The sequence below is a fragment of the Orenia marismortui DSM 5156 genome (genome assembly GCF_000379025.1).
GTDB classification, from domain to species: domain Bacteria; phylum Bacillota; class Halanaerobiia; order Halobacteroidales; family Halobacteroidaceae; genus Orenia; species Orenia marismortui.
Genome location: NZ_KB900617.1, coordinates 572,191 through 586,215 on the forward strand (window position 1 = coordinate 572,191; position 14,025 = coordinate 586,215).

General features: G+C 33.5%; 10 protein-coding genes, 11 tRNA genes, 1 riboswitch and 1 other annotated feature (1 of these 23 only partly in view). All 21 genes read right to left on the minus strand.

Annotated elements, in window-relative coordinates:
• Window positions 1–219: 219 nt before the first annotated feature.
• Window positions 220–2,127 (minus strand): PilW family protein, encoded by a 1,908-nt coding sequence (locus tag OREMA_RS0102505; protein WP_018247716.1) that lies wholly within the window; start codon window positions 2,125–2,127, stop codon window positions 220–222.
• A gap of 15 nt (window positions 2,128–2,142) precedes the next feature.
• Window positions 2,143–3,918: a type II secretion system protein gene (locus tag OREMA_RS0102510; protein ID WP_018247717.1), complete on the minus strand. Its 1,776-nt coding sequence runs from the start codon at window positions 3,916–3,918 to the stop codon at window positions 2,143–2,145.
• A gap of 3 nt (window positions 3,919–3,921) precedes the next feature.
• On the minus strand, window positions 3,922–5,448 hold the full coding sequence (locus OREMA_RS0102515; protein ID WP_018247718.1) for a hypothetical protein: 1,527 nt from the start codon (window positions 5,446–5,448) through the stop codon (window positions 3,922–3,924).
• 42 nt (window positions 5,449–5,490) lie between these two features.
• Window positions 5,491–6,237: a prepilin peptidase gene (locus tag OREMA_RS0102520; RefSeq protein ID WP_018247719.1), complete on the minus strand. Its 747-nt coding sequence runs from the start codon at window positions 6,235–6,237 to the stop codon at window positions 5,491–5,493.
• A 111-nt stretch (window positions 6,238–6,348) separates the two neighbouring features.
• Window positions 6,349–6,723 (minus strand): type IV pilin protein, encoded by a 375-nt coding sequence (locus tag OREMA_RS19295; protein ID WP_018247720.1) that lies wholly within the window; start codon window positions 6,721–6,723, stop codon window positions 6,349–6,351.
• A 120-nt stretch (window positions 6,724–6,843) separates the two neighbouring features.
• Window positions 6,844–8,067 carry a type II secretion system F family protein gene (locus OREMA_RS0102530; protein ID WP_018247721.1) on the minus strand — a complete coding sequence of 408 codons (1,224 nt, stop codon included), beginning with the start codon at window positions 8,065–8,067 and terminating at the stop codon, window positions 6,844–6,846.
• A gap of 16 nt (window positions 8,068–8,083) precedes the next feature.
• Window positions 8,084–9,142: a type IV pilus twitching motility protein PilT gene (locus tag OREMA_RS0102535; RefSeq protein ID WP_018247722.1), complete on the minus strand. Its 1,059-nt coding sequence runs from the start codon at window positions 9,140–9,142 to the stop codon at window positions 8,084–8,086.
• Between the two features lie 14 nt (window positions 9,143–9,156).
• A complete protein-coding gene (gspE, locus tag OREMA_RS0102540) occupies window positions 9,157–10,875 on the minus strand; it encodes a type II secretion system ATPase GspE (RefSeq protein WP_018247723.1) in 1,719 nt (572 codons plus the stop codon).
• 296 nt (window positions 10,876–11,171) lie between these two features.
• Window positions 11,172–11,258, minus strand: a riboswitch (cyclic di-GMP riboswitch).
• A 125-nt stretch (window positions 11,259–11,383) separates the two neighbouring features.
• On the minus strand, window positions 11,384–12,073 hold the full coding sequence (locus OREMA_RS19300; RefSeq protein ID WP_276324721.1) for a UPF0236 family transposase-like protein: 690 nt from the start codon (window positions 12,071–12,073) through the stop codon (window positions 11,384–11,386).
• Complete coding sequence (locus tag OREMA_RS19305) at window positions 12,022–12,774, minus strand: UPF0236 family transposase-like protein (RefSeq protein ID WP_276324722.1); 753 nt, start codon at window positions 12,772–12,774, stop codon at window positions 12,022–12,024. Before OREMA_RS19305 ends, OREMA_RS19300 begins: the two co-directional genes overlap by 52 nt.
• A 206-nt stretch (window positions 12,775–12,980) precedes the next feature.
• A tRNA-His gene (locus OREMA_RS0102550) sits at window positions 12,981–13,057 on the minus strand.
• 34 nt (window positions 13,058–13,091) lie between these two features.
• A tRNA-Arg gene (locus tag OREMA_RS0102555) sits at window positions 13,092–13,168 on the minus strand.
• 4 nt (window positions 13,169–13,172) lie between these two features.
• Window positions 13,173–13,249 (minus strand) — tRNA-Ile (locus OREMA_RS0102560).
• 6 nt (window positions 13,250–13,255) lie between these two features.
• Window positions 13,256–13,332: transfer RNA gene (locus tag OREMA_RS0102565), tRNA-Gly, on the minus strand.
• A 9-nt stretch (window positions 13,333–13,341) separates the two neighbouring features.
• Window positions 13,342–13,426, minus strand: a tRNA-Leu gene (locus OREMA_RS0102570).
• Between the two features lie 5 nt (window positions 13,427–13,431).
• Window positions 13,432–13,507: transfer RNA gene (locus tag OREMA_RS0102575), tRNA-Phe, on the minus strand.
• Between the two features lie 6 nt (window positions 13,508–13,513).
• Window positions 13,514–13,589 (minus strand) — tRNA-Met (locus OREMA_RS0102580).
• A 23-nt stretch (window positions 13,590–13,612) separates the two neighbouring features.
• Window positions 13,613–13,688 (minus strand) — tRNA-Lys (locus OREMA_RS0102585).
• An 18-nt stretch (window positions 13,689–13,706) separates the two neighbouring features.
• A tRNA-Ala gene (locus OREMA_RS0102590) sits at window positions 13,707–13,782 on the minus strand.
• A gap of 63 nt (window positions 13,783–13,845) precedes the next feature.
• A tRNA-Thr gene (locus tag OREMA_RS0102595) sits at window positions 13,846–13,921 on the minus strand.
• 9 nt (window positions 13,922–13,930) lie between these two features.
• Window positions 13,931–14,008 (minus strand) — tRNA-Asp (locus OREMA_RS0102600).
• 4 nt (window positions 14,009–14,012) lie between these two features.
• Window positions 14,013–14,025, minus strand: a sequence feature (16S ribosomal RNA rRNA prediction is too short) (it continues 607 nt past the right edge of the window).

Consider the following 14,025-nt stretch of genomic DNA (forward strand, 5'->3'; position numbering starts at 1 on the left):
ATTTTAGCTCAAACAATTGTACTATAGATAAACAACTCTAAAATTAATTTAAATATCTTCTTATAGATTAATATTTCAATATTTTAGGCATTAGGATATAGGCTCTAGGAACTAGGTAAATCCTAATGCCTAAACCTTAACCACCAAATATAAAAATATCCTCATTAACTTTCAATTTAAAGTTTGATATCTATATAATTATTAAAATTTAGAATGAATTTAAAAATCTCTTCTAAAACCTTCAACAAGATTACCCTGATAATCAGATAAGATTCCTAGATTTTCATCAGCTAATTCTGGTGAATAAATTATTTCTCCACCCCAAATATTACTTTCAAGAATTAATTTTAAAACAATTGGCTCTCCTTCATCATTATCTAATTCTACATTTTCAATTTGAATATTACTACCAATAGTAAAGTCTTCATTAAATTTATCTATTATCTTCTTCTTAATTGGATTATCTTTAGACTTATCCATTATTTCTTCTAAGAGTTCAAAGTTCAAAGAGCTTTCAGTATAATAGTCACTTCCTGCAACTAAATCTTCAAACTCTTCACCTAATAATAATGTGATCTCTTCATCAAAAATCAATCTAATCACTTTAGGACTAGAATTATTGTGTTCAACTTCTTTTACCGCTGGTTCTGCGCCAGCAACAATAACTTCATAAAATTTTACATTATAGGCTGTATCGCCACTACCAGTCCAACTGCGCAATGCAAAATACCTACCAGGTAAATCCAAATCAGATGGCAATGGTTGATGACCATTATCCCAATAATCAAAATAATCCCAATCCAAGCCTTTATTGGCATCAAAATGACCTCCACTATTAATATTTCCCCCAGTAAAGGTTTTATTGTGGGCCAATTCAACATTGCCAAAATTACCAAACCACATCTCTTCAGATACAGCATGTGGCTTTACAGTCTTATCTTCTAACCTTACTCTAATGATCAAATCATCATTAGGTTGAGTTTGTACCTTAATAATAGTATTATACCTTTTATGCCAATCTTCATTGCCCTTCCATTTGAAATCATCATTTTCCAAATCTGTTGGCTTATATATAGCATTGTAAGACCCTATTGTCTGACCGTCATCCCTTTTAGCTCCAACATAAGCAGGATTTCTATGCCATCCTCCCTGAATTCTCCTTAATACAAATCCTTTAGCTCCAGGATCAAACTGAAACATATAGCCCCAATCTATTCCTTTATCAGGATCATAAGCTCCTCTCAACAAAACTCCATAACCCCAACCACCAGAAAGTGCTGCATCTACTATTAAAGAATAACTATCTATATTACCAGTAGTACCTTCAAAATATCTATCTATTAATTGAGTGAAGATCAAACCACCACTAGCACTTGTATTACCTCCGTCATCAGTTAACTGAGCAGATAATTCTTCTCCACTTCCTGACATATTGAAAGTATATCCATCAGCCATTTCTATAGCACCGGTTACAGCACCAGTTACGAAATCTCTCCAAAACAGATTCAACTGACCTTCTTCTTGTCTCTGAGTAATTGCTTCTATTCCAGGTAAATATCTGATAATCATTCCTCTATTACCGATGATACCGTTATCATTATTCCCCAGTCCACTATTTTCAGCAAAGACTCCTGTGGAAATATTGATATCTTGAGTTGTAGTTCCTGCATTATCTATAATAGTATTTGTTGCAATCCTCACATCTACTGATTTTTCTCCAGCTCTTTTAAATTCCAAATCATATCCATAATCTCCTTTTTGGCTTCCACCTTTACTGTGAGCAATAACTCTAGGAACACTTAAGCTTCTTGGATAAAATACAATATCACCATTAGCATTCAAATAGATATAATCAAAGTTTTGATGATCAATATTTTCGGGAGTAACTAGATTAGGGTCATTTAATATTTCAATATTGGTAGCATAAGATAAGGTATTAGAAATCATCTGTTCAACCCTTCTAGCATCCTCCTGTTTTTGAGCTTGATCTTCTCCTCTTCTAAAGAAAACACTAGAATTAAACATAATATTATATATAACTACTATAATTACACTAAAGATAGAGATTGCTACCATAAGTTCTGTCAGAGTAAACCCTTCTTCTGAATCTTTTTTCAACCTATACACTATCTTACCTCCTTTTTAACGCCTTAGAACCATCACATTAAAAGAATTTTGATTTAACGATAAAGATTTATCTTTTATATCTGCAACTTGCCATTGCTCTCCTATTAAATAGAAAATCTGAAATTCATCATCACTAGCTCTACCACTTAAGATACTAATATTATCCCCCCATAAGATCTGTTGTAGATCTGCCATTGCTATAGGAAGATCAGTAGATAATGCTGTTCTTCTTTGCCAATTATTCTCTTCTGTAAATTCATAATAAATTGCTTCTTCCTCTATTATACCTCCAGTTGTTTCACTCTCATTCCCCACTGTTACATAAGTTTCTTGTCCAACAATAATATCATTAAAATTACTATTCTTTTCACCTTCTGATAAAGTTAATTCATTATTGCTTCCAGTTGCATAATTAATCTCAATTTTATTATCTAAATCTATATCTAGGGTAAAAGGAGTTATTATAGCCTTATTTTCAGAACTATGACCAGCTAACATAAACATTGAATTTGCCAAATCATTTTCTGCAAATTCTATATCATTAAATCTTGATCCTGCCAAAATAGAATTGCTAACTGACTTCCAATTCCCTTCAAAATTATGAATTAAGATATTGCTTGAACCATCATTTATATTTCCTGTAGTTACAAATCCTTTAATCTCTTGATCATCAACCTCTGTTTCAATATACTTAACAGTTCTCAGATCTAGACCTATTGTAAAACCAGCTTGTAAATCATCACTCCAGCTACCATAATCACTACTACTCTCATCAAAACTTGAAGAAATAATTGTTCCCTCACTACCAACTGCAACAAAACGACTACCCCCCCAAGCTATCCCTTCTAATTCTATATCATCTAATACAACACTAACATCATTCTCTTTCTCCCAATTCACTCCATCATCAGAAGTCATTATGATACCACTAAAAGTACCAGTAGATGACTCTTCTTCTCCTACAGCTACAAAAATTTTTTCACCTAAAGGTCCTCCATAAATAATATCATTCAAATCAATATCTTCATCTAATACACTTTGCTGTTTCCATTCTTGCCCGTTATTAGAAGTAATTAGAGTACCACTATCACCAACTAATACATAATTTACTGGTTTTACAATATAATCAACTGGAAAAGGTTGATTTACTCCTTCTACTTCAACTCTAATCTGATATGTTCCTGGATCTAGAGCTGATATGTTTGTTGCAGAAGGTATTGTTAAAGTTATATTTTCAGCTTTATTATCTTGGATTGTGACTTCGTTACTTTCTATCAAGACATCTTCTACATCTGTACTACTTACTAATTTAGCCTTGACTCTGGCACCATCTTGAATTCTTCTAGTTTCTACTGTTAAATTAATACTATCTGGTTCATCTCCAAAGACATGACTATCTCTATCGGATTCTACATTTACAATCACAGGGATATTAGGTAAAAAAGTTTCTATCCTTCTAGGATTTAAATTGTTACCTGCTCTAGCAATAGCCATTCCACCATCTACTGTTATATCTAATTGATTTTTATCATTCTCAGTGCCAGGCGCATTAACTGCTGGAAAGGTTATAGTCAAACTCTCACCAAAATTTCCTTGATCAGCAGAAATTTGGCCCACTACATTTTTTTGTGCCGAATTAATATCTGCTGTTAAATTCTGCGTCTCTCTTAAGGCAGAAAAACCATCACCAAAAAGATTCATCATACTAATTAAAGCAACTGATAAGATGCTAACCGCTAAAAGAATCTCAATTAAAGTATACGCTTCTTCCCTTTTTATTAGACTGTTCATAACTTAATTCCCCTCTTCCCATAGAGGATTTTGATAAACTCTACCACCTTGAAAGTCTGCTTCTCCACCTAAGATTTCATAGGTATTTGTTCTAAATAAATCTACATTAAAATGCGGCCCTACTCTTACCTCTTGACCTACAATTACTCCTAAATGAGTCTGAGGCCGAATGTTTCCTACTGTAGATAAGTTTATAATAGATTTAGGAGCATAGATTGCTCTACTTAATGCTGAAGGATCAACTACTACAGCACACTCTAATGTAATATTATCTCCTCCACTAACAATATCTCCAAAAATACTATGGATGCTATTTAGGAATATATTTGCCTGCTGAACATAGACATGAGCATTAATTCTCTGTCTACCACTTACCCTTAACGTCTGTAACCCATTATGATAAATAATTAGATTATCACTATTAGCCCCTATACCTGAATTAATAGTTGAATCATCATTAGCAGGATCTTCATTAACAAATTGTAAATTATTGACATATAGATTCACCTTGGCATCAGACCCATCTGCCTTGTTAATAACTATATTTCCATCTTCTATGATAAGATTATCTACTCTAATAATTCTATCTTGATTAGCTACTTCTATTGTTAATGTCTCACCATCAGCTATAGTAATATTGTCATACTCCCCATCTACATCTATAGTTAGCGCTGAGGTAGGTGTATCATTATCAATTTCTAAATCTCCCCTATTATCAAGGTCTGTAGGATAAACAGGGAACGCAGGTAAAGTATACGGATTTATCACCTCTAATGTTTCTCTTTTTACATCTACACTATCAATCATTGCATCAATATCATCTCTTACATTTTGATCTATATTATCTTCAGCTAAACCCATTAGAATATCAGTTCTTCCTGTTAGACTAACACTATTTCTGATACTACTATTATATCTACCATCTGTTTCTCCTAATTGGAAATTATCCCCTTCCAAAACAGAAGATTGATTGATTAGAAAACCACCATTAACAGTTATATCTCCAGGAATCATTACATCTCCATCAAATACAAGGCGATCCATAGCAAAAATACTTCTATCCAAATCAGCTACCCCTGACGTCCCCGTCGGCTGACCATAGGAAACTCTAATAGTCTCTCTAGCCAGAGTATTGAAGTCACTAGCATCATTTATTCTTCCCACTCTACCTTCCGATGTTATATCAATGCTATTATTATCATCATTCATCGTTACATTAACTCTATATTGCTTGCTTAGATTGGAGTTAGATTCAAAATCAGTCCAAGCAGTAGTTCTGCCATCAGCTAATCCCCCAAAATTTCCTATCATATCTGCCAGATTATGATCCTCTATCCAAGCTACCATTGCCGCTGCTCCTGAACGGGCTACATAACGCGCCTCTTTGACATTACTATCTACATCAACACTTTTGATTTCAGAAGCAACAAATGTAGATAAAGCAAATCCTATAATCCCAACGAAAAACATAACTATTATTGCTACTAAAAGTGCAGATCCTTGTTGATATTTTAGAAATTTACTAAGCATCTTGACTTCACCTCCTATATTTTAATCATATACTTCTATTCTTTAAAAAAGACCAAAATACCAATTAATAATCTCATTTCCCCAGAAGATCATTACTACTGTTCCTATAGCAATAAAGGGACCAAAAGGAATTCTATCCCTTCTACTCTTAATCCCAGCATAAATTAAAAACAATGAAATAATTGAACCAATTAAAGAGCCTAAAAAGATTCCTAATAATGCAAATTTAGCCCCAAGCACACTACCATTTAATGCTGCTAATTTAACATCACCAATTCCCATGCCCCCTTTAGTTAAGATAGCAATCACTAGTAAGAATCCTCCTGCTAATATTATTCCTAACACAGAATTCAGAATAGAAATATGGTCAAAAAAACAGCTAGTTAATAAAGCTATAACTACTCCAGGATAAGTAATCTTATTGGGAATAATTTGATATTTAAGATCAACAAAACTAGAAATTATTAAAAGAAAAATCAGAATATTATAAATAAAAAAATGAGTGCTAAATCCATATTTCAAATATACTCCCAAAGAAAAAATAGCTGTTATTAGTTCAACTAATGGATATTGATATGAAATTTTTGTCTGACAATAACGACACTTCCCTTTAGAGAAGACAAAGCTAAAGACTGGAATCAAATCAATTGCTTTCAAATCTTCTTGACACTTAGGACAATGAGATCCTGGCCAAACTATTGATTGATTTTTGGGCAAACGATAGATTACTACATTTAAAAAACTACCTATCAATAATCCTAATGAAAATATTATAATCTCTGCTATCATTTGATTTCACCTATTTCCTGAAGATATTATTGTAAGCAAAGTTAAAACAAAGCATTAAATTTTATAATACTTGACACTGTCAAAAAACAGTGTCAAGTATTATTTAAATAATTATGGAGTAACTAGGAAATCTCCATTACTATTAATCTGAATAGTTCCGCTAGTATCAGGATCAGAATAATCTAAAACATAACTAGCACTAGTAAGAGTAGTCTGGGTTAGATTATTTACTACACGGTTAGATGCATTATCATTTAATATATTTGTGAAAGTTGTACCAGTAGGATATTGTTGCTGAGTAGCCATTTCCATTTCTAATGCAGTTTGTAAGTTCTTCATTTCTGCTCTTGCTCTAGCAAATTCAGCTGTTGCTCTAGTATCAGCAAATCTAGGTAAAGCTATACCAGCTAATATACCTATAATAGCAATTACAATCATTAATTCAATTAAAGTAAAACCTTCTTCTCTTCTCAATAAGTTCATCATTTTCTCCACTCCTTTTTATTCTTTTTCTTTAATTATAGTAAATCAAAAAGCAACTTAATCCTTTTCTCCTATAACCACCCCCTCATATAAGTATAATAATCTAATCTATAAAGTAAAAGATTAAATTCCTTGTACCATATCAAACATCGGTAACATCATTGCTGCTACAATCCCTCCAACTACTACCCCCATAACAACAATCATAAGTGGTTCAATTAATGAGACTGCAGCTTCTACTGTATGTTCAACTTCCTTTTCGTAAAAGTCAGATATCTTTAGTAACATCTCATCCAATTTACCAGTCTCTTCCCCTACTTTAATCATCTGTAAAACCATCATCGGAAAGACACCATTTTTTCGCAAAGGAATAGCGATACTCTCACCTTCACTAATGCTCTTTCTAGCCTCTCTAATACTATCAGCAATAACTTGATTACTAATGATATTGGCGACTATATCTAGGCCTTCCAAAATAGAAACACCACTATTGACCAAAATTCCTAAGGTTCTAGTAAATCTAGCCACAGCAATTTTGGTTAATAACTTTCCGAAAACAGGAACCTTTAATTTGAAAGCATCTATCTTCTTTCTTCCTGACTCCCGCTGATAATATAGATAAATTGATATAATTGGAGCAAATATAACAAGAGGAACTACATACCAATGAATTGTCAGAAATTTACTTAACCCCAATAAGGCTCTAGTGATTAGCGGCAATTGCTGACCCATATTTTCAAACATCTCAACAAAGGTTGGTAAGACCCCCATTATTAAGAAAATCACTATACCTACTGCAACTACAGATATGATTAAAGGATAAGCCATGGCAGACTTAATCTTTTGTGATAGTTCATTTTCACTTTCGAAGTGATCTGCCATCTCTTCTAAAGTGCTATCTAACAAACCACCTATCTCTGCTGCTTCAATCATACTAATTAGTAATTTAGGAAAAATCTTCTTTTCCTCTTTCATTGCTGTAGATAGTGCCATTCCACCTTCCACTTTTTCCTTAATATTGCCTACAGCTTCCCTTAATTTAGAATTCTCAGTCTGCTCTGTTAAGATATCTAGTGACTTGACCAATGAAAGACCAGAATTAATCATAGTAGAAAACTGACGACAAAATAGAGCTAAATCACTTAATTTGACCCTATTCAAGAAAGGAAGTTTTATATTAGAGCTCTTTTTTTCTTGCTCTTCCTTCTCAATAGAGGTTATATAAAACCCTCTATCCCTTAACCTCCTTGCTACGATCTCTTCATTTTCTGCTTCTATCAAACCTTCAGTCAATGAACCTTGCGAATCTCTAGCTTTGTATAAGAATACCTGTGCAATAACTGCCACCCCCCTTAATATAATTTTAAATTAAATTCTTTAGAAGCTTAGTATCATTAGCTCTACTTAGAGCTTGATCCCAACTTATTTCACCCCTAGCATATAAATCTTTTAATGAAGAATCCATAGTATGCATTCCTATATCTTTATTGGTTTGCATAATCGTTTCCAATTGATGAATTTTACCTTCCCTGATTAAATTTCTAACTGCAGAATTAGAAATTAATAATTCAGTAGCTGCTATTCTATCCAAAGCATCAATTCCAGGCATTAGTTGTTGAGAGAAAACTCCTACTAAACTAAGAGCTAACTGTGTTCTAACTTGTTGTTGCTGGTGTGGGGGAAATACATTAATGACCCTTTCAATACTTTCTGCAGCTCCATTAGTATGTAGAGTAGCTAAAACTAAATGACCAGTTTCTGCTGCAGTAATTGCTGTAGAAATAGTATCTAAATCTCTCATCTCACCCACCAAAATAATATCTGGATCTTGACGCAATGAAGAACGTAAGCCATTAGCAAAACTTTGAGTATCAGACCCTATCTCCCTTTGATTAATTATAGATTTTTTATGATGGTGAACATATTCAATTGGGTCTTCTAAAGTTATAATATGCCTGTCTAACTTTTCATTAATTAAATCTATTATAGAAGCTAAAGTAGTAGATTTACCACTACCTGTAGGGCCAGTAACTAAAAATAATCCTCTAGGCTTTAATGCAATCTCTTCAAGAACTGAAGGCAAACCTAATTCCTCTAATCTAGGAATTTCATGGGGAATAATTCTTAAAACAGCTCCTGCACTTCCTCTTTGATGAAAGGCATTAACTCTAAAACGGTGATCAAACTCACCTGAATCTAAATGAAAAGCAAAGTCAACTTCCCCTTTTTCTTGAAAGATCTTTTTTTGAGGTTCTTGCATCATCATTGAAACTAAATTAAGCATCTTTTCGGGAGTTAATATTTCTTCTCCAATAGCCTCCAACTTACTTTTAACTCTAACCATAGGAGATGCACCTACAGTCAAATGAATATCAGAAGCTTCTATTTTAATCGCTTTTTTTAATATTTCGTCTAATCTCATAAGTCTACCCCCTGTCATTCAACAAATTCTGGTTTTCCTAACTGTACTCTAGTAACTCGCATTACTTCCTCTAAAGTAGTAACACCACTATTAACCTTATGTAAACCTGAAGCCTCAAGAGTAATCATTCCCTTTTCTATTGCTCTTTCAGCTATATCACCAGTGGATGCACCTTTAACTATCATTCGTTTAAGCTCATTATCTATTTCTAATATTTCATGTACAGCAGCCCTCCCACGATAGCCAGTATCATTACACCTTCTACATCCTCTACCATGATAAAAATCAATAGTATAATTTCCCTCTCCTAGATACTTCTCTAAATCTTTATCTATTAACTTTTCCCTAGATTTCACTTTACAATCAGGACATATTCTTCTTACTAAACGCTGAGCTACGACGCCTACTATTGAAGAAGAAACCAGAAAAGGTTCTACTCCCATATCTATCATCCTTGATAGCGCACCTGCTGCTTCATTAGTATGTAGAGTACTTAATACTAAATGACCAGTCAAGGCAGCATTAATTCCAATCTCAGCTGTCTCTCTATCACGAATCTCACCAATTAAAACTATATCTGGATCTTGTCTTAAAATTGAACGTAATGCACTTGCAAAAGTTAAACCTGCTTTATCATTAGTTTGAACCTGATTAATACCATCTAACCTATATTCCACTGGATTTTCAACAGTAATTATATTTTCTTTTTCATTATCTAAAGAACTTAATGCAGAATATAAAGTAGTTGTCTTACCACTACCAGTAGGCCCAGTAATCAATATCATCCCATGAGGGTGAGAAATCATCTGTTTGAAAGTTTCTAAATGTTCTGGTAAAAAACCCAAATCATCTAGATTTAACATCAAATTACTTTTATCCAAAATCCTCATAACAACCTTTTCACCCTTTACAGTAGGTAAGGTAGATACACGCAAATCTATCTCTTTGCCATTTATAATCATTTGAATTCTACCATCTTGTGGTATTCTTCTTTCCGCAATATCTAAATCTGACATTATTTTTATTCTAGAAACTAATGCTGCGTGAACATTCTTAGGAATATTCATCTCTGTATGTAATATTCCATCAACCCTGTACCTTACTTGAATATCTTCTTCATGAGCCTCAATATGAATATCACTTGCTCTCAATTTCACTCCATCAGCAATTATATTATTCACTAGCCTTACAATCGGAGCATCATCTACCATTTCACGTAAAGCATCAACCTGTACCTCTTCACTCTCTTCATTAGAATCCTTTACTTCCACCATATCTTCTAAAAACTCATTCAATATTTCATTGTTACTAAAGTATCTTTCTAAGGCAAGCTTTATCTCCGTTTTAGTTGCAATTACAGGAACAACTTCACAATGTGTTTTGAGTCTAATATCATCGATAGCCAATACATCTAAAGGATCTTCCATGGCTACAGTTAGGATATTCCCTTTTTTCTTAATAGGGATAGCATGGTGTCTATGAGCTAAAGCTGGAGGAATCATACTTATAACATCACTCTCAATTATAAATTTTTCTAAATCAACCTGAGGAATTCCTAATTGAAATTCTAATGCTTCAACCAAATCCTGTTCAGTAACTAATTCTAATTCTTGTAAAATCGATCCAAGCCTTTGGTCGCTCCCTCTTTGAATTTTTAAAGCCTTTTGTAAGTCAGATTCTGTAATAAAATCTGCATCAACTAAAATATCTCCTAATCTTTTTTTCTTAATCATATATATCCCCCGTTTGTACTATAAATACCAAAATACCTACAAGCAATAAACATATAAACCTATTTACAAGTATTTTCTATACAATCTCATATATTTTATTACCTTATTATGTAATATAGTATTTATTTTACTATAATCCATCTAATAATTTACCTATGATCTATATTATGGTATATTATAATATATTCTGCCTTATTTAATAATTTCCTTCTTAATTAATAATTTATTTAATTAAAACCATAAAATTTAAGGTCTTAATTTGATATACAAAATAACAAGACCCTAAATCCTCAAATTAGAATTTAGGGCGGTTTCACCATTTGCTCTATATAATCCATAAGGTGACCAAATTTAGATTATATTTCATCGCTTCCTGAAGTAAATATTTTTATTATAAAGTTAATATAAGGTAATTATATATCATTTTTCCTTATAATTCAAGATATAATTACTTGTTTGATAGTGTCAAGTTTCTGTAGGTAAAAGTTTAAAACTCCTCTTTTGATAATTAAAGCAATGACTTTACTGCTTTAAACAGTCTAGTTCTTACTCCTTTATTTATACTTGGGATATTATTGCTTGGTTCAGCAAATTTCTTTTTCAAATTATTTTTCACTACTTTTGATTCTATTTCCACTATTTTTTCTTCTTTTTGCTCTTTTCTTGCTTTCTCTAGAATAATTTCTTTTAATTCGTATTCTGTTCCTCCATTAAATTTAAAAGACCTTAATCTTGCCATCTGATCTACTCCTACTTCAGACCAACCCATTGGTCTTGAACTTAATCTATCTGATAATATATGACTAACATGACCTTCAGCACTACAACCAATAGCATTTTCATCTTTATAATAGTTTACTATTCCAGCCCAGTTATTATAAATATAGCTTCTACTTTGTCTTATCGCTTTCTTCTTAGATTCCTTTTCAGCTTGAGATATCAATTCACTAAATATCTCTTTTATCTGTACTTTATCTAAATTATTTATTCCTTGCCAAAGATCAAATCTAAGCTTTTGGGCATGTCCTGTAGCCTTTAAAACATACTTATTTAAATGATATCTATCTAGTATCTGCTTACTTTTAGGCAACCACTTTAAACCCTCTTTAATCCAAAGTGCCCCATCTCCTGCAATATAAATCTGCTTTATGCTATCAAAGTCGTAATATCCTCTATATAGTCCATAATTTCTAGCCACAAGTCTTCCGACTTGTTATACATACCTGAAAAGGAATAACTGTTCTTTAACTTATTTCTACCATTTTCTTTAATAATTCCTTCATGAACATAAACTAATCTTGGTACAGCATTCTTCCCGTTTTGCAAAGAAACATGGTCTTCATCAGCTTCTATATATAAATAATCAATCTTTCTTTTTGCTTTCGGATTACTTAATTTATCGTTTTCTATTTTACCTAATTTTCTTATTTTATTCATAACTGTTTGACCTGTTATAGTTAAATTATTCACTACTTCCTCTCCTACTTTGGCGTAAGATTTATCAATTGATAAATCTACTATCTTTGCTTCTAAGCCAGTATCTATCCTTTGATACTTATCTATACCTAATTTTTTATCTGCTAAATGTTCATACTCTTTATTGAACTTAGATTTATAATACCTTCTCTCAAATTCAACTTCACCAAACTCTGTTATCAATTTTCTCTTCTTTTTTCTTACTATCTTCCAATTCTTTTTACGCTCAGGACTTTCCTTAATTACTTCATCTATTACTTCTATAATATACTTACACAANTCTTTACCTAATTCATCAAAGTCTTTTCTTAGAGTATTTATAAAGTCTGAAATATCTTCTTTATCACTCAATAGAATATTTTTTAAAAATTCTTCTGAATTATCCTTAATTTTTTCTCCAAACTGCTGTATAATTGTATCCATAGGGACTCCTCCTTGATGTGTTTTGATTAGGTACTTAACACTTTATCAAAAGAGGAGTCCTTTTTCTAATTTTTTGATTAAATTTACCTACACTTATTTTACACTAAGTTACTTGTTTATAAAATAAATAACATATAAAATCTTTAATATTAAAAAATAGTACCCAAAAAATAAAAAAATACCTCAAAAAGGTATTTTAAATAAAATGGGGTGGATAATGGGATTTGAACCCACGGCCTCAGGAGCCACAATCCTGCGCTCTAACCAACTGAGCTACATCCACCATAGTATTTGATTTTCTATTTCAAAAATTCAAATGGCATGCCTGGGAGGATTCGAACCTCCGACCCACGGCTTAGAAGGCCGTTGCTCTGTCCAGCTGAGCTACAGGCACATAATGGTGGGTCTAAGTGGATTTGAACCACTGACCTCACGCTTATCAGGCGTGCGCTCTGACCAACTGAGCTATAGACCCATGTAATGGAGCGGGAAACCGGACTCGAACCGGCGACACCCAGCTTGGAAGGCTGGTGCTCTAGCCAACTGAGCTACTCCCGCTTAACTTATTGGTACGAAGGGTGGGAGTCGAACCCACACGCCTTGCGGCACTAGATCCTAAGTCTAGCGTGTCTGCCAATTCCACCACCTTCGCATAAATGGTGGCAAGACCCGGACTTGAACCGGGGACACGAGGATTTTCAATCCTCTGCTCTACCGACTGAGCTATCTCGCCATATTTTGGTTGCGGGGGATGGATTCGAACCAACGACCTTCGGGTTATGAGCCCGACGAGCTACCAACTGCTCCACCCCGCGACATTAAGTTATTTAATTTAAATTGGTGAGCCATGGAGGATTTGAACCTCCGACACCCTGATTAAAAGTCAGATGCTCTACCAACTGAGCTAATGGCCCATAATATAGGTCAAATTTTGGTGGAGATAACCGGGATCGAACCGGTGACCTCCGCCTTGCAAGGGCGGCGCTCTCCCAGCTGAGCTATATCCCCAAAATTCAAATATAATACAGTTGAAAATCTAACGATAAAATTAAACCTTTATATAATTTTTAATGGAGCTAACTGTCGGAGTCGAACCGACGACCTGCTGATTACAAGTCAGCTGCTCTACCAGCTGAGCTAAGTTAGCTCGTATAAATGGCGAGGATGACGAGACTCGAACTCGCGACCTCCGGCGTGACAGGCCGGCGTGGTAAACCAACTCCACCACATCCCCGTATTGTTAGCTTTTGG

Coding starts and splice junctions, on each gene's coding strand:
- OREMA_RS0102510 (WP_018247717.1), bottom strand. CDS start 3,918: ATGAACAGTCTAATAAAAAGGGAAGAAGCGTATACTTTAATTGAGATT.
- OREMA_RS0102515 (WP_018247718.1), bottom strand. CDS start 5,448: ATGCTTAGTAAATTTCTAAAATATCAACAAGGATCTGCACTTTTAGTA.
- OREMA_RS0102520 (WP_018247719.1), bottom strand. CDS start 6,237: ATGATAGCAGAGATTATAATATTTTCATTAGGATTATTGATAGGTAGT.
- OREMA_RS19295 (WP_018247720.1), bottom strand. CDS start 6,723: ATGATGAACTTATTGAGAAGAGAAGAAGGTTTTACTTTAATTGAATTA.
- OREMA_RS0102535 (WP_018247722.1), bottom strand. CDS start 9,142: ATGAGATTAGACGAAATATTAAAAAAAGCGATTAAAATAGAAGCTTCT.
- gspE (WP_018247723.1), bottom strand. CDS start 10,875: ATGATTAAGAAAAAAAGATTAGGAGATATTTTAGTTGATGCAGATTTT.